We start from the raw sequence: 15930 nt of genomic DNA, 5'->3' as shown, positions 1-15930 counted from the left end.
GATACTCTCGAACGGTGACCCCCGAACACGCCTTCCCCGAGCCCACTGACACCTCGGCCATCCGCATCATCGGCCGTTTCGAAGCGGGCCGCGGCATTCCGGATGCCATGCGCTCCGACGTCAGAATGCTCGGCGCCCTTCTCGGCCAGGTACTGCGCGAAGCAGGCGGCGACGACCTCTTCGAGGACGTCGAGCGGCTGCGGCTGGCGACGATCCAGGCCTATGACGAAGAGACCTCCGACGCCTTCGATCGGGCGGCCGCGATCGCCCAGTCGTTCAGCATCGCGCGCGCCGACGAGGTCGCCCGGGCGTTCACCTGCTACTTCCACCTCGTCAATCTCGCCGAGGAGCACCAGCGCGTGCGGGTGCTCCGCGAGCGGGCCGGCCAGCCGGGCCGCGAGGATGCGGCCGACACCGTCGCCACCGCCTATGCGCGTCTGAAGACGGAGGTCGGTGACGACGAGGCGCTCCGCCGTCTCGAAGGCCTGCGCTTCCACCCGGTGTTCACCGCCCACCCGACCGAGGCACGCCGTCGCGCGGTGTCGTCGAGCATCCGCCGCCTCTCCGAGCTGCTCACCCAGCACGACGCCGCGAGCGAGGGCGGGTCGGAGGAGCACCGCGCGCGCCGGAGGATGCTGGAGGAGATCGACACCCTCTGGCGCACCGCGCCGCTCCGCGCCGAGAAGCCCTCGCCGACCGACGAGGTGCGCACGGTCATGGGCGTGTTCGACGAGACCCTGTTCACCACCGTGCCGCACGTGTACCGGCGCATCGACGACGCACTCCGCGGCGACGACTCCGGCTCGAGCGCTCCGGTCGTGCCCGCGTTCGTGCGCATCGGGTCCTGGGTCGGCGGCGACCGCGACGGCAACCCGTTCGTGACCGCATCCGTCACCCGTGAGGCGTCGCAGATCGCCTCCGACCACGTGCTGCGCGGGCTGGAGCGCGCACTCGAGCGCATCGGCCGCGCCCTCACGCTGGACGCCGAGGACACCCCTGCGAGCGCCGGAGTCACGGCGCTGTGGGAGGCCTTCGCCGCCGCTGAGCCGCGCGTCGCCGAGGAGCTGGGCGCCCGCTCCCCCGGTGAGCCGCACCGCCGCGTGCTGCTCGCCCTCGCCCACCGTGTCGCGGCCACCCGCCGTGGCGAGGAGCAGCGCTACTCGCGCCCCGAGGAGCTGCTCGACGACCTGCGCACGGTGCAGTCGTCGCTGGCGGATGCGGGCGCGAAGCGCCATGCGTTCGGCGGCGTGCAGCACCTCATCTGGCAGGTGGAGACCTACGGCTTCCATCTGACCGAGCTCGAGGTGCGTCAGCACTCGCAGGTGCATCGCAAGGCGCTCTCGGAGCTCTCCAGCGGCGACGCGATCAGCGCGCGGACCGAGGAGGTGCTCGAGGTCTTCCGCGTGATCGCCGAGATCCAGCGCGACCGCGGCCTGCGGGCTGCCGGCCGCTATGTCGTGTCGTTCACTCAGTCGGCGTCCGACCTCGCGAACGTGTATGCGCTCGCGAGGCACGCGCTGGGCGACGACGCGCCCGTGCTCGACGTCGTTCCCCTGTTCGAGACCTTCGCCGACCTGCAGGCCGCGCCCGCCATCCTCGCGGAGGCCGTGACGTTCCCGGAGTTCCAGGAACGCCTCGCCACGACGGGCAACCGGCTCGAGGTCATGCTCGGCTACTCCGACTCGTCGAAGGACGTCGGCCCGGTCGCCGCGAACCTCGCCCTGTACGAGGCGCAGGAGAAGATCGCGCAGTGGGCCAAGGACTCCGACATCGAACTGACCCTGTTCCATGGTCGCGGCGGTGCTCTGGGCCGAGGCGGCGGACCCGCCAACTCGGCCATCCTCGCTCAGCCGCCGCACTCGGTCGACGGTCGCTTCAAGCTCACCGAGCAGGGCGAGGTCATCTTCGCGCGCTACGGCGAGCCGGCCATCGCGATGCGCCACATCGATCAGGTCGCCGCGGCGACGCTGCTCGCCTCGTCTCCGTCCGTCGAGAAGCACGCGAGCGACGCCGCCGCACGCTTCGCCGACATCGCCGCCGTCATGGACACCTCGTCGCGCGAGCGCTTCTTCTCGCTCGTCAAGGCGGAGGGCTTCGCCCCCTGGTTCGCCACGGTCACCCCTCTCGAGGAGATCGGCCTGCTCGCCCTGGGCTCCCGCCCGGCTCGACGCGGGCTGTCGGTCGAGTCGCTGGAAGACCTGCGCGCGATCCCGTGGGTCTTCGCCTGGACCCAGGCCCGCATCAACCTCGCCGGCTGGTTCGGACTCGGAACCGCTCTCGCCGCCGTCGGCGACGAGGCCCGTCTCGCCGAGGCCTATCGCGACTGGCCGCTGCTGCGCACCATGATCGACAACGTCGCCATGAGCCTCGCGAAGACCGATGAGCGCATCGCCCGCCAGTACCTCGCCCTCGGCGATCGGGACGATCTCGCGCAGCTCGTGCTCGACGAGCTGTCGCTGACGCGCGAGTGGGTCATCCGTCTCACCGGCGGCGTGGGCCTGCTCGAGAACAAGCCGATCCTGCAGCGCGCCGTGCAGCTGCGCACTCCGTACGTCGACGCCCTGTCGCTGCTGCAGCTGCGCGCCCTCCGCGCACTGCGCGACCCGGCCGAGGCGACCGGCTCGGGTGCCGACGACGAGCAGCGGCGACTGCTGCTGCTCTCGGTGAGCGGCGTCGCGGCGGGCCTCCAGAACACCGGGTGACCCCCGCGTCGTCGTCCCCGAACAAGCGCATGCCGGTGTGAAGGTGCTCACCTCGGCGTGCCCGCTAGAGTGAAAACTTCGCCGTATCCGGCGCACCCTCACGCGACACGATCGCACGCAGCACCATCCCCCGATCAGAAAGCTCTTTCGCGTGACCTCTCCGTCTTCCGTCGACTTCCATCCGCTCGCCGACGACGTGCAGCCCGTGTTCGACACGGTGCTCGCCCGCAGCCCGCACGAGCCCGAGTTCCAGCAGGCCGTGCACGAGGTGCTGAACTCGATCGCACCGGTGCTCGCGCGCAACCCGGAGTACGTCGACGGCGGCATCCTCGAGCGTCTCGTGGAGCCGGAGCGGCAGATCCTGTTCCGCGTGCCGTGGGTCGACGATGCCGGGCGTCTGCAGGTCAACCGCGGCTACCGGATCCAGTTCTCCTCGGTGCTCGGACCGTACAAGGGCGGCCTGCGCTTCCACCCGTCGGTCAACCTGTCGATCATCAAGTTCCTCGGGTTCGAGCAGATCTTCAAGAACGCACTGACCGGCCAGGGCATCGGCGGCGGCAAGGGCGGATCCGACTTCGACCCGCACGGCAGGTCGGATGCCGAGATCATGCGCTTCTGCCAGTCGTTCATGAACGAGCTCTACCGTCACCTCGGCGAGCACACCGACGTCCCCGCCGGCGACATCGGCGTCGGCGGTCGCGAGATCGGCTACCTGTTCGGCCAGTACCGCAAGATCACCAACCGCCACGAGTCCGGCATGTTCACCGGCAAGGGCACCGGCTGGGGTGGCGCAGAGGTGCGCACCGAGGCGACCGGCTACGGCGCGGTGTTCTTCGCACAGGAGATGCTCGGCGTGCACAGCGACTCGCTCGACGGCAAGCGCGTCGGCGTCTCGGGCTCGGGCAACGTCGCGATCTACGCGATCCAGAAGGCATCCCAGCTCGGCGCGACCGCCGTCACGGCATCCGACTCGTCGGGGTACGTCGTCGACGACGCCGGCATCGACGTCGACCTGCTGCGCCAGATCAAGGAGGTCGAGCGCGCGCGCATCGTCGAGTACGCCCACCGTCGCCCCGGCGCCCGATTCATCGAAGGCGGCAGCGTCTGGGAGGTCCCGGTCGACATCGCCGTGCCGTCGGCGACCCAGAACGAACTCGATCTCCACGCCGCCGAGACCCTGATCGCCAACGGCGTGCGAGCGGTCTCGGAGGGCGCGAACATGCCCTGCGTCCCCGCTGCCGTCGATGCGTTCCAGAGCGCCGGAGTCCTCTTCGCGCCGGGCAAGGCGGCGAACGCGGGAGGCGTCGCCACCTCCGCTCTCGAGATGAGCCAGAACGCGTCTCGCCAGCGGTGGAGCTTCGACGCGAGCGAGAACAAGCTGCGCGAGATCATGGCGGACATCCACCGCGCCGCGTTCGATGCCGCGGAGCGCTACGACGTGTCCGGCGACTATGTCGCCGGGGCGAACATCGCGGGCTTCGAGCGCGTCGCGGGCGCGATGCTCGCCCAGGGCGTGATCTGACCGGAGTCGCACCCACTGCGCACGACACAAGAGCCGCCTCCCTCCCGGGCAGGCGGCTCTTGCGCGTCTCTACGCCTGAGGTGCTCAGTTCTCGTCGACCGGCACCTTCACGACCTTGTTGAACCCGGTCACCGCCTGGTTCTCATCGAACGCGACCACCTTCTTGCGGAACCCCTTCGTGATCACGGCGAGGTAGATCAGGCCGAGAGCGGTCCAGATGAGTCCCCCTGTCAGGGCGTCGGAGTGCAGGTTCACCCACAGCAGACCCGTGAGGAGCATGCCGATGCCCGGCATCACGATGTACGAGAAGATGTCGCGCGGTGTGTGGCGCCGCCCCTTGCGCACGGCGAACCAGGCGATCACCGAGATGTTGACGAAGGTGAACGCGATCAGGGCGCCGTAGTTGATCCACGCCGCGATCAGCTCGAGGGTGAACGGGATCGCGAGCAGCGAGATCGCGCCGACCAGCACGATGTTGAAGGTGGGCGTGTGGGTGCGCGGGTTGATGTAGCCGAAGGCCTTCTGCGGAAGGACGTTGTTGCGACCCATCACGAGCAGCATCCGCGAGACGGATGCGTGCGAGGCGAGACCCGAGGCGAGCGTGGCGCAGAAGCCGGCGGCGGTCAGCACGGCCATGAGCACGTTGCCCCCGACGAGGTTTCCGATGATCGGCAGCGTCGAATCCTCGACGTACTGCATGTCGCCACCGGGTGCGAACTCGTTCCAGTCGGGGAAGCGCAGCTGCGTGACGTACGCGGCGACGAGGAAGATCGCGCCGCCGAGCAGCACGGTCAGCAGGATCGCCTTGGGCATCGTCTTCGGATCCTTCGCCTCCTCGGCGTACATCGTCACGGCGTCGAACCCGATGAACGAGAAGCAGACGATCGTCGCGCCCATGAGCACCGCGCCGATCGTCGCACCGTCGTGGATGAAGGGCGCGGCCGATGCGATCGTGCCCGCTCCTTCGCCGCGCATCAGCTGCGCGACGACCATGACGACGAACACGACCATCACGACGATCGAGAACACGAGCAGGATCATGTTCATGTTCGAGGTGCCGCGCATCGTCATGTAGATGATGCTCGTGACGAGGATGCAGTACAGCACGACCCAGATCCAGCCGGGAATGTCGGGGAAGAGCGCTTCGAGGTAGCTGCGGATGATGAGGCAGTTGACCATCGGGAGCAGCACATAGTCGATGAGCGAGGTCCAGCCGACCATGAACCCGAGGTTCGGGTGGATCGACTCGCGGACGTACGTGTACGCAGACCCGGCGCTCGGGATGGCGCGGGAGATCTTGCCGTAGCTGATGGCGGTGAACACCATCACGACGAGGGCGACGAGGTAGGCCGCGGGGACGACGTTGTCGGTGTCGCGAGCCACCATGCCGAACGTGTCGAAGACGACGGTCGGTGTCATATAGCCGAGTCCGAGACCGACGATCGCCCAGAGGCCGAGATTGCGGCGGAGGGTTCCTCCGCCCTGCGCGAGCGGCTTCGTCTTGATGGGCGTGACCATGAGTACTCCTTCGGGAACAGCGCATGGGCCGGACTTCGGGCGGTCCGACACTGACGCTCAGTATGTACCCCGGAGATTCGTCAGCGGAAGAGCGGATCTGATTCGAAATACGCATTTAACATGCCGAGAACCGACTCGATTCGAAGACCCCGCTCGATCACCAGCCCTCGGTGAGCACGCGGTCGAGCATCGCGACGACATGGTCGGCGCTCTCGACCGACAGACAGAGCGGGGGTTTGATCTTCAGCACGTTCGAGCGCTCCGAGGTGGTGAGCACGATCACGCCGAGCTCGCGAAGCCTCTCGCAGATCGCGGCCGCCTCGGCCGCCGCCGGGTGCAGGGTCTCGGGGTCGCGCACGAGCTCGACCCCGAGATACAGACCCTGCCCGTGCACGGGCCCGACGATCGGATGCCGTTGCGCGAGTGCACGGAGCGACTCCGCCAGATGCCGACCGACGTCGAGCGCGTTGCATTGCAGGTCGTCCTCGACCATGGCATCGAGGACTGCGAGGCCGACGCTGCTGCTGAGCGTGCTGCCACCGCCCGAGGAGAAGAACTGGCCCTGCTCGCTCAGCGCGTCGGCGATCCTCTTCGAAGTGATCACGCCGCCGATCGGGAAGCCGTTGCCCATCGGCTTCGCGATCGTGACGATGTCGGGGATCACTCCGGACTGCTCGAATCCCCAGAACGTGGATCCCATGCGCCCGAAGCCCACCTGCACCTCGTCGGCGATGCACAGGCCACCGTGTGAACGCACGAGGTCGTACGCACCGGTCAGATATCCGTCGGGGAGGACCACCCCGCCCGCGTTGCCGAGCACGGACTCGCACACGAACCCGGCCGGATCCCGGCCCTCGACGCTGAGCCGGTCGAGGTCGGCGGCGAGGTCGGCGAGGTACCTGTCCGCTGAGTCCTGGCCGCGGTGCGTGCCGCGGAACGAGTTGGGCACATCGGCGACGTGCACCCAATCGGGACGCGTCGCGAGCGCATCAGGATTGTCATAGGCGCTGGTGGTGACCGCATCGCTCGCCATCGTCCACCCGTGATAGGCCTCTCGCAGCGCGACGACGGTTCGTCGGCCGGTGGCCGCCTGCGCGAGACGGATGCCGAGGTCCACCGCCTCCGATCCGCTGTTCACGAGCAGCACGGTGTCGAGGCCGCTCCCCTCGGGCATCAGCGCGATGAGTCGCTCGCTGTACTCGGCAAGGCCGCGGAACAGGAACCTGGAGTTCGTGGCGAGCGTCTTCAGCTGGCGGTTCGCCGCTGCCGCGACTCGCGGGTGCCCGTGTCCGAGCCCGGCGACGTTGTTCACCATGTCGATGTAGCTGCGACCGGTCGTGTCGACGAGGTGGTGCCGCCAGCCTCGCTCGATCTGCGGCGGGTGCTCGTAATAGCGCTCCTGTGCGGCCGCGAAGGTGCGCTCGCGGCGCTCGAGCTCCTGACCGGCCTCGTCGCGCTGCGCGGCGGACCGGAGGCCCAGCAGCGGAGCGGGGTCCGCGGTGAAGCGACGCCAGGCCGCGACGCGTCCCGGGGTGACGAGCCGCGCGGCGATCGGCGGATTCGGCAGCGGGGAGCGGAGCGGCGGAGCATCCCCTCGCGTCAGCCCGATGACCATCGTGCGGTTCTCGAAGGATGCGGCGAGCCTGCCGATGCTCTCGCCCCTCTCGACTCTCCCGCTGCGATTCGGCTCGATGTCGGTGCCACGGAGCGCGAGCCTCCACCCGCCGTCGAGCTCGATGTGCACCCCGTCGTCGGTGATCTTCAGCTCCCCCGCGGTCGGCGCGACCAGTCGCGACGACGGACCGGGGGCGACATGCACCTCCGTCTCCACCGGCCAGGTGGCGGCTGCGCTCACGGCGTCGACGGTCGTCCGGGTGAGCCGGAAGACGCCGTAGGGAACCACGGCAGCGCGAGCACCCGCCGCGTGGGCCTCGGCCACGAGAATCGCCTCGGCATCCGGATGCGACCAGCGCCCTGCATCGAGCCCCTCGGCTTCGATGCCCGGATCGACCAGGAGGACTCGGCCGTCGAGATCGGGAAGCAGCATCGACAGTTCCCGGCGGGAAGCGTCGGGTACGTCGGGAGCGTCAGGCACGTCGGGAGCGTCCCCCGGAATCTCGGCATCCGGAATCTCAGCATCCGGAGCCCCCGCATCCGGAGTCCCCGCATCCGGAGTCCCTGCATCCGGAGTCCCCGCATCAGGAGTCTCATCCGGAGTCCCAGCATCCGACATCTCGAACTCCGGAGACGCGAACCCGAGCCGCGCGAGCACGTGCTCGGACATCTCGGCGAGCGGAACGGCGGTCGCCGCGTCGAAGATGGCCTGCTCCCCCTCGATCCTCTCGCGGGCGTAGTCGTTGTCCCCGTCGATCGCGAGCTGACGCCAGCCGCTCGCGACGAGCAGCGCTGCTCTCAGCACGACGAGGGGCCACACCGCGACCGCCTCGTCGCGAGTGAGCGGGGCATCGGCGTGGAACGCCGCGACGGTGTCGAGTGCGCGAAGCGGGCGCTCCGGCTCATGGTGCAGCATCGACGAGACGCAGACAGCCAGTTCCGCGACGCGCCAACCGAGACCCAGGTCTCCCAGATCGAGCACCGTGTGCGGGTGCAGCCGCGAGTCAGCACCGCGCATTCCGGTGACGTTGTCGTCGGTCAGGTCGCCATGGATCGGCTGCACAGGCAGGCCGGCAGCGACGGTCGAGACAGCGGCGTGAGCCTCATCGGCTGCCGTGCGCACGCGCACGCGCAGTTCGGCCTCGGTCACTGCCGGGGCCAGCGCGATGATCTGCTCGTACGCGACGCGCATGTCCCACATCTGCTCACGGTCGAGCCCCGGATGCACGAGACCTGCGAGCGCGTTCACGGATGCCGCAGCCAGCGTGCCGAACTCCCCCAGGACGACGGGAGCGAGATAGCCCGCGTCGACCATCGGCTCGCCCTCGGCGAACTCGCTGCGCCGCACCGCGAATCCTCGCCAGCGCTGGGTGAGCTCACCGTCGAGCCCGGGGAGCACGGTGGGAACACGAACGCCGGCTGCGCGGTAGGCGTCGAGCGCCGCATGCTGCGCGGCTCTCGCGTCGTCGCCGAACACCGGGTTGTCGACGCGCAGCACGCTGCGTGATCCGTCCGGCTCGATCAGGACGAAGTTCCGGTCCTGGTTGCTCCCGAGCTCGCTCGCCTGGGCGTCGACCCCGTAGCAGTCGCGAGCGATCAGCGCGGCGTCCTCCGTGCTGATGTCCGGTCGGACGAGCCCTGCCCCGTCACTCACCCTCGGCCCGCCGCGTGGCCGTCGGCATCGAGACGCACGTCGTCGGCATGCCGGGCCAGGGAACTGCCGTACCGCTCGGTCAGCTGAACCATCAGGTCGGGGGTGTCGCGGTCCACGCCGAAGACGTGCCCCGGGAAGTCGAGCTCGGGCTGGGCCGCGGAGATCTCCTCCTCGCGGTCGGGAGAGAGGAGCTGGACGGGATCCCCGACCGCGACCCAGCCGATCGGCACGACGGTGCCGGACGGCAGCACCGCCCGCCGGTGCACGATGGCGTTCACGCGCACCTCGCACCGGTCCCCGACCAGCGCGCCGTTGAAGATCCGGGCGCCCGACGCGAGGAAGACCTCTTCGCCGACGGTCGCACCCGCGATGCTCGCGAGGGTTCCGACGAGCGTGTGCGAGCCGATGTGCACGGCGTTCGCGGCCGTCGCCCTGATGAGCGCGTTCTCCATCACGATCACGTGCTCGCCGAGCGTGATGGGCCCGCCCTCGGCGGTGATCACGGCGCCGTGCAGCACTTGGCAGTCCGGTCCGATCGTCACGTCTCCGGAGATCACGGCGGTGGGAGCGACGACGGCGGTGTCATGGATCCGGGGCCGAGCCCCGAGGTGCTCGTACAACATGACGCCAGCGTAGTGGTGCAGCGCACGGGACGAGAAGGCCGACGGCGGCGTCCTGCTACGCTGACGCCCATGCAATGCAGGTGACTCGATCTCTCCCCCCGCCTCCGGCCGCCCCTCGGCATGCCGCGGCATCCTCGATCGAAAGGCATCCTCATGCACTCCGCCGACCTTCCCCTGCTCGGACGCACCGCGCTCGTGACCGGCGTCTCGCGCAGGCGCGGCATCGGATTCGCGACCGCCACGACGCTCGCCTCCCTCGGCGCGAACGTGTTCGTCCATCACTTCCGCCCGCATGATCTCGACCACCCCTGGGGCGGCGACGATCTCGACGCCGTCCGCACCGGCATCCGGGACTCGCTCGCATCCGGAGCGGTGACGGGCGACGCCGAGGCGGATCTCCGCGACCCCGACAGCATCGAACCGCTGCTCGATGCGGCGTCCTCGCTGTCAGGACGGCTCGACATCGTCGTCTGCAATCAGGCGATGAGCGGAGGCGACGGGACGATCTTCGACATGACCGCCGACCGGCTGGACGCGCACTGGCAGGCGAACGCGCGCGCATCGCTGCTGCTCACCGCGGGCCTGGCGCGTCGAGTCCGGGTCGAGCTCGGCGGCGCGGACACCCCCGTCGCCCGCCCGGGCGACAGCATCCCCTCACTCGGCCCGTTCGAGAAGCCGACGGCGCACGTCATCTGGATGACCTCCGGTCAGGGCCACGGAGCGATGCGCGGAGAGATCTCCTATGCGACGAGCAAGGCCGCGCTCGCGGGCATCACGCGGTCGACGGCGGCGGAGCTGCTCGACGTCGGGATCGTGCTGAACACCGTCAACCCGGGCCCCGTGAACACGGGCTACCTCGATGCGGACACCACGGATCGCGATCTCTCCGGCGTCGACGAATGGATCGCCGGCACGCCGTTCGGCCGAGTCGGTCGACCGAACGACCCGGCGCGGCTGATCGGCTGGCTGTGCACCGACGCCGGCTCCTGGGTGGTGGGTCAGGTGCTGACCACGGACGGCGGGTTCTCGCTGTGACGCACGCGAGGTCGCTGCGCCGCGCCTAGGCGTCGACGGTCTTCTCGGCCGAGACGGGCTCGGGGAAGATCGCGGTGAACAGCTGCCCGACCCACTCGAGCAGCTCGGCCGCCTGCAGCGATTCGAGGCCGACTCCCACGGCGGCCGGCACGGTGGGCATGGGCACCACGAGGGCCTCACCCCCGGCGACCAGCTTCGCCTTGGGATACAGCCGCTGCAGACGCACCTTGATCGAGTCCTCGAGCCGCGCCGGCGCGATGCGCAGGTTCGATCCCATGACCACCACGTCGGAGAGTCCTGCTCTGGCCGCACGCCGACGCAGACGTGCGACGGCGATCAGACCCTCGACCTCGTCGGGCGGGGTGCCGTAGCGGTCGGTGAGCTCGTCGATGACGAGGTCGATCGCGTCGTCCTTCGCCGTGGCCGCCGAGGCGGAGGAGAGCTTCTGGTAAGCCTCGAGACGGAGTCGCTCGCTGTCGATGTAGTGCTCCGGAATGCGCGCGTCCAGAGGCAGCTCGAGTCGCAGCTCCTGTCCCGACTCGACATCCTCGCCGCGGAACGTCGCGACGGCCTCGCCGATCATCCGAAGATAGAGATCGAATCCGACGCCGGCGATATGCCCGGCCTGCTCGCCGCCGAGCAGGTTGCCCGCGCCGCGCAGTTCGAGGTCCTTGAGCGCGACCTGCATGCCGGAGCCGAGGTCGTTGTTCACGGCGATCGTCTGGAGTCGGTCAGCCGCCGTCTCGCTCAGCGGCTTCATCTCGTCGTAGAGGAAGTAGGCGTACGCACGCTCGCGACCTCGCCCGACACGTCCGCGCAGCTGATGCAGCTGGCTGAGTCCGTACTTGTCGGCACGGTCGATGATGATCGTGTTCGCGTTCGAGATGTCGAGGCCGGTCTCGATGATCGTCGTCGAGACGAGCACATCGAACTTGCGCTCCCAGAAGTCGTCGACGACCTGCTCGAGCGCGTGCTCGCCCATCTGACCGTGTGCGACCGCGATGCGCGCCTCGGGTACGAGCTCGGCGAGCTGTGCCGCGACCCGCTGGATCGACTGCACACGGTTGTGCACGAAGAACACCTGTCCCTCGCGCAGGATCTCGCGCCGGATCGCCGCCGCGATCTGCTTGTCGCTGCGGGGGCCGACGAACGAGAGGATCGGATGCCGGTCCTCCGGCGGGGTGGCGAGCGTCGACATCTCGCGGATGCCGGTGACCGCCATCTCGAGCGTGCGCGGGATCGGCGTCGCACTCATCGCGAGGATGTCGACGTTGGTCTTCATCTTCTTGAGGGTGTCCTTGTGCTCGACGCCGAAGCGCTGCTCCTCGTCGATGATCATCAGACCGAGGTCCTTGAACATGACCTGGTCGGTGAGGATGCGATGCGTGCCGATCACCATGTCGACCGTGCCGTCGAGCAGCCCGTCGAGCGTGAGACGAGCCTCCTTGTCGGTCTGGAAGCGGGACAGCGGCCGCACCTTGACCGGGAATCCGGCGAAACGCTCGGTGAAGGTCTCCAGATGCTGCTTCACGAGAAGCGTGGTCGGCACCAGCATCGCGACCTGTTTACCGTCCTGGATCGCCTTGAACGCCGCACGCACGGCGACCTCGGTCTTGCCGAACCCGACATCGCCCGAGAGCAGGCGGTCCATCGGGATCGGCCGCTCCATGTCGGCCTTGATCTCGTCGATGGTCTGCAGCTGATCGAGGGTCTCCGCGAACGGGAACGCCTCTTCGAGCTCGCGCTGCCAGGGCGTGTCCGGACCGAAGGCATGCCCCTTGGCGCTCATCCGCGCCGAATACAGCTTGACGAGCTCGACGGCGATGTCGCGCACGGCCTTGCGCGCTTTGCCCTTCGCCTGCGACCAGTCGCTGCCGCCCATCTTCGAGAGCGTGGGGCCCTCGCCGCCGACGTACTTCGAGAGCAGGTCGAGCTGGTCGGTCGGCACGTAGAGCTTGTCGCCCGGGTAGCCGCGCTTCGACGGCGCGTACTCGAGCACGAGGTAGTCGCGCACCGACTTGGTCGCATTGCGGCCGCCCGTGGAGACCTCGCGTTGCGTCATCTCGACGAAGCGGCCGATGCCGTGGGTGTTGTGCACGACGAAGTCGCCCTGTTTGAGCTGCAACGGGTCGACGACGTTCTTGCGACGCGAGGCGAGCTTCTTGACGACCCGCTGGTCGCCGCCGATGGTGCGGCCGTAGAACTCGTTGTCGGTGAGGACGGCGAGCTTCGCCTCGCCGATCTGGAAGCCGGCCTCGACGGATCCTGTGACGAGCGTCGCGACGCCGGTGTCGGGCGCCTCGATGAGCTCGGAGACGATGCGCGCGGCGATGCCGCGGTCGGAGAGCACGTCGCGGGCGCGGTCGACGAGTCCGGCACCGGCGGCGATGACCACCACGCGCCACCCCTCGGCCACCTTGGCGTCGACGAACGAGATCGCGCCGTCGACGTTGCCGTGGAACGACGGGATGACCTGGGCGTCGATGGTCTCGGCATCCTCGCCGCCCATCGCGAACGGGCTCAGCCGCCACCACACGCCGCCACGGTCGCGGACGACCTCGCGCAGTCGGGCGATGGTGAGGAAGTCGCCGGCGCCGAGGTCGATGGGAGCCGATGCGCCGGACGTCGCCGCACTCCAGGCCGCATCGAGGAACTCGCGGTTCGTCTCGCCCAGCGTGATGGCCCGCGCGCTGGAGCGCTCGGGATCAACGACCGCGGTCGCGCTGCCCTCGGGCAGATACTCGGCCAGGGACTTGAGCGGACCGGACACCGCCGGGAGCAGCGACTCCATTCCCTCGACCGGAATGCCCTCTGCCATCTTCTCGAGCATGCCGGCGATCGCCGGGAAGCCGCCGATCAGCGCCCGCGCACGATCGCGCACATCGGGGGTCAGCAGCAGCTCGCGGCTCGGAGGCAGATCGACGCCGTCGACGTCGCCCGGAAGCGAGCGCTGGTCGGCGACGGAGAACGCGCGGATCTGGTCGACCTCATCGCCGAAGAACTCGACGCGGAAGGGGTGTTCCGAGATCGCGGGGAAGACATCGAGGATGCCGCCGCGCACGGCGAACTCGCCGCGACGCGACACCATGTCGACGCGCGAGTAGGCGCGCTCGACCAGCTGCTCGACGACGCGGTCGAGCTCATGACCGCGCGTGCCGGCGCGCAGCTCGAGCGGAGCGATCTCGCCAAGGTTGCCGGCGATGGGCTGGAGCGCTGCTCGCACCGAGGCGACGACGACGAGGGGGTGATCACCCGACCACTCGGCGACGCGACGGAGGGTCTGCAGTCGCTGACCGACGGTGTCGGGGCTGGGACTCAGTCGCTCATGCGGCAGTGTCTCCCACGCGGGGAAGGTCACGACCTCGGCGTCGGGGATGTAGGCGCCGAGCGCCGCGGCGAGGCTCTCGGCGCGCCTCCCCGTGGGGACGACGGTCAGCAGCGCTGCGGGATGACCCGCGGCGCGGCGCTTCTCGAGCAGGCCGGCGAGCGCCGGCGCGTCGAGGCCGTCGACGAGGCCGAGATCGGCATCGGTCTGCGCCCAGCCGAGGGCGTCACGAAAAAGAGACGCCTCTTCCAAGGCGCGCAGAATCCCCGGAACAGTCACCGGACAAGCCTAGTCGCGGCCGCCGACACCGGGACCGGGAGCCGCGCGCACACGCGTTCTCCGACCCGTAGGATTCCGGGATGGAACCGGTCACCCTCACCACGGACCGCCTCACGCTGCATGTGCCGGACGAGTCGGACATCGACGCGATCGTCGCAGCCTGCCAGGATCCGGAGATCCCGCGGTGGACGACCGTGCCGAGCCCCTACACGCGAGAGCACGCCGCGGACTATGTGCGCCTGATCGGCGAGTGGTGGGCCGACGGGAGCCAGACGATCTGGTGCGCGTATCGCGACGAGGAGCTCGTCGCCTCGATCGGGTTGCACCACATCACGCCGCACCACACCGGCGGGCACGCGGAGCTCGGATACTGGGTCACCTCTGCCGCGCGCGGCAACGGCTACCTCGTCGAGGCCGCGCGCGCCGTCGTCGACTGGGGCTTCGACGAGCTCGGTCTCGCACGGCTGGGCTGGCGGGCGGTCGCGGGCAACATCCCGTCGGCACGATCGGCGAGGGCGCTCGGGTTCCGCTACGAGGGATTCGCACGCCAGGCGCTCACGAGCGAGCGCGGCCGCGACGACGGGTGGTTCGGCGGACTCCTCGCGTCCGACGACCGCACACCGGTCGACTGGCCGGTGCTCTAGTCGCGTGTCCGACCCCGATGGCAGGATGAACGCATGCCGGAGATGCCGGAAGTACAGGGCCTGACCACATTCCTCACCCAGCGCGCGGTGGGGCGGACGATCGTGCGAACCAGCGTGGGCGCGATCGCCGCGCTCAAGACATACGACCCGCCGAACTCCGCACTGCACGGTCAGCAGATCACTGCGGCCTCCCGACGGGGAAAGTTCGTCGTGCTCTCGTGCGGCGACGACCTGCATCTCGTCTTCCACCTGGCCAAGGCGGGCTGGCTGCGCTGGTACGAGACGCTGCCCACGACGCCGATCAAACCCGGCAAGTCACCCATCGCCGTCCGTGTCGGCCTCGACGACGAGAGCGGATTCGACCTCACCGAGGCCGGCACCAAGAAGTCGCTCGCTGTGTATGTCGTGCGCGACCCGCAGGACGTCCCGGGGATCGCCCGGCTCGGGCCCGACCCTCTCGACGAGTCGTTCACCCGGGAGGTCTTCGGCGGTCTGCTCCAGGGGCGGCGCACGCAGATCAAGGGCTTGCTCCGCGATCAGGGCGTGATCGCCGGAATCGGGAATGCCTACTCCGACGAGATCCTGCACGCCGCGCGGATGTCGCCGTACGCGATCGCCGACAAGCTCGACGACGACGAGGTCGATCGCCTGTATGCCGCCATGCAGACGACTCTCGCGGATGCGGTCGCCGAGGCCTCGGGCAAGCCGCCGGCCGACCTCAAAGACGCCAAGCGCCGTGGGATGCAGGTGCATGCCCGTCGTGGCGAGGCCTGCCCCGTGTGCGGCGACACGGTGCGCAGCGTCTTCTTCGCAGATCGCTCGATGGAGTACTGCCCGACCTGTCAGACCGGGGGCAAACCGCTCGCCGATCGCCGGTTGTCACGGCTGCTCAAGTAGCACTTCGACGCGGAATGAAATGCATCCGGATGTGTTGAGTACACTCAGAGCATCAACGTGCTCCGGGGTCGGTGAGAATCCGAACCGGCGGTGACAGTCCGCGAGCGTCTCGGTTCT

At 69.2% G+C, this 15930-nt stretch carries 9 protein-coding genes; 5 read left to right on the top strand and 4 right to left on the bottom strand.

What is annotated here, in order from left to right; translation table 11 throughout:
• The first annotated feature begins 14 nt into the window (after window positions 1-14).
• Window positions 15-2702 (top strand): phosphoenolpyruvate carboxylase, encoded by a 2688-nt coding sequence (locus tag AB0P11_RS11860; protein WP_363522139.1) that lies wholly within the window; start codon window positions 15-17, stop codon window positions 2700-2702.
• Window positions 2703-2853: 151 nt separating this feature from the next.
• Window positions 2854-4224, top strand: coding sequence for an NADP-specific glutamate dehydrogenase (gdhA, locus tag AB0P11_RS11855; protein ID WP_363522137.1), 1371 nt, complete (start codon window positions 2854-2856; stop codon window positions 4222-4224).
• A gap of 84 nt (window positions 4225-4308) precedes the next feature.
• Here gdhA and AB0P11_RS11850 read toward each other — a convergent pair whose 3' ends face one another.
• From AB0P11_RS11850 to AB0P11_RS11840, 3 genes are all read right to left on the bottom strand, one after another.
• Window positions 4309-5742 carry an APC family permease gene (locus tag AB0P11_RS11850; protein ID WP_082297762.1) on the bottom strand — a complete coding sequence of 478 codons (1434 nt, stop codon included), beginning with the start codon at window positions 5740-5742 and terminating at the stop codon, window positions 4309-4311.
• 157 nt (window positions 5743-5899) lie between these two features.
• On the bottom strand, window positions 5900-9010 hold the full coding sequence (locus tag AB0P11_RS11845) for an aminotransferase (RefSeq protein WP_363522135.1): 3111 nt from the start codon (window positions 9008-9010) through the stop codon (window positions 5900-5902).
• Window positions 9007-9633, bottom strand: a complete 627-nt coding sequence (locus tag AB0P11_RS11840; RefSeq protein WP_072590958.1) for a gamma carbonic anhydrase family protein — start codon at window positions 9631-9633, stop codon at window positions 9007-9009. The genes AB0P11_RS11845 and AB0P11_RS11840 overlap by 4 nt, the downstream gene beginning before the upstream one ends.
• A 153-nt stretch (window positions 9634-9786) precedes the next feature.
• Here AB0P11_RS11840 and AB0P11_RS11835 point away from each other — a divergent pair, with 153 nt between their 5' ends.
• A complete protein-coding gene (locus AB0P11_RS11835; RefSeq protein ID WP_363522133.1) occupies window positions 9787-10668 on the top strand; it encodes an SDR family oxidoreductase in 882 nt (293 codons plus the stop codon).
• Between the two features lie 25 nt (window positions 10669-10693).
• Here AB0P11_RS11835 and mfd read toward each other — a convergent pair whose 3' ends face one another.
• The gene (gene mfd, locus AB0P11_RS11830; protein WP_363522131.1) at window positions 10694-14272 is read right to left on the bottom strand and encodes a transcription-repair coupling factor; all 3579 of its coding nucleotides are present in this window, start codon (window positions 14270-14272) and stop codon (window positions 10694-10696) included.
• An 80-nt stretch (window positions 14273-14352) separates the two neighbouring features.
• On the opposite strand from mfd, the gene AB0P11_RS11825 reads away from it, so the two are divergent.
• Together AB0P11_RS11825 and AB0P11_RS11820 are read left to right on the top strand one after the other, a co-directional pair.
• Window positions 14353-14916: a GNAT family protein gene (locus tag AB0P11_RS11825; RefSeq protein WP_056277897.1), complete on the top strand. Its 564-nt coding sequence runs from the start codon at window positions 14353-14355 to the stop codon at window positions 14914-14916.
• Between the two features lie 33 nt (window positions 14917-14949).
• Window positions 14950-15813 (top strand): DNA-formamidopyrimidine glycosylase family protein, encoded by an 864-nt coding sequence (locus tag AB0P11_RS11820; RefSeq protein ID WP_056277894.1) that lies wholly within the window; start codon window positions 14950-14952, stop codon window positions 15811-15813.
• The last annotated feature ends 117 nt before the right edge of the window (window positions 15814-15930 follow it).

Origin of the sequence: Microbacterium sp. NPDC079176, assembly GCF_040686675.1 — a bacterium.
In the GTDB taxonomy this organism is placed as follows: Bacteria; Actinomycetota; Actinomycetes; order Actinomycetales; family Microbacteriaceae; genus Microbacterium.
This window is presented reverse-complemented; position numbering and strand designations above follow the sequence as displayed.

What these genes read in the sequence shown, in the direction of transcription:
- AB0P11_RS11840 (WP_072590958.1), bottom strand. Translation starts at nt 9,633, where the DNA reads ATGTTGTACGAGCACCTCGGGGCTCGGCCCCGGATCCATGACACCGCC.
- AB0P11_RS11820 (WP_056277894.1), top strand. Translation starts at nt 14,950, where the DNA reads ATGCCGGAGATGCCGGAAGTACAGGGCCTGACCACATTCCTCACCCAG.
- AB0P11_RS11835 (WP_363522133.1), top strand. Translation starts at nt 9,787, where the DNA reads ATGCACTCCGCCGACCTTCCCCTGCTCGGACGCACCGCGCTCGTGACC.
- AB0P11_RS11825 (WP_056277897.1), top strand. Translation starts at nt 14,353, where the DNA reads ATGGAACCGGTCACCCTCACCACGGACCGCCTCACGCTGCATGTGCCG.
- AB0P11_RS11850 (WP_082297762.1), bottom strand. Translation starts at nt 5,742, where the DNA reads ATGGTCACGCCCATCAAGACGAAGCCGCTCGCGCAGGGCGGAGGAACC.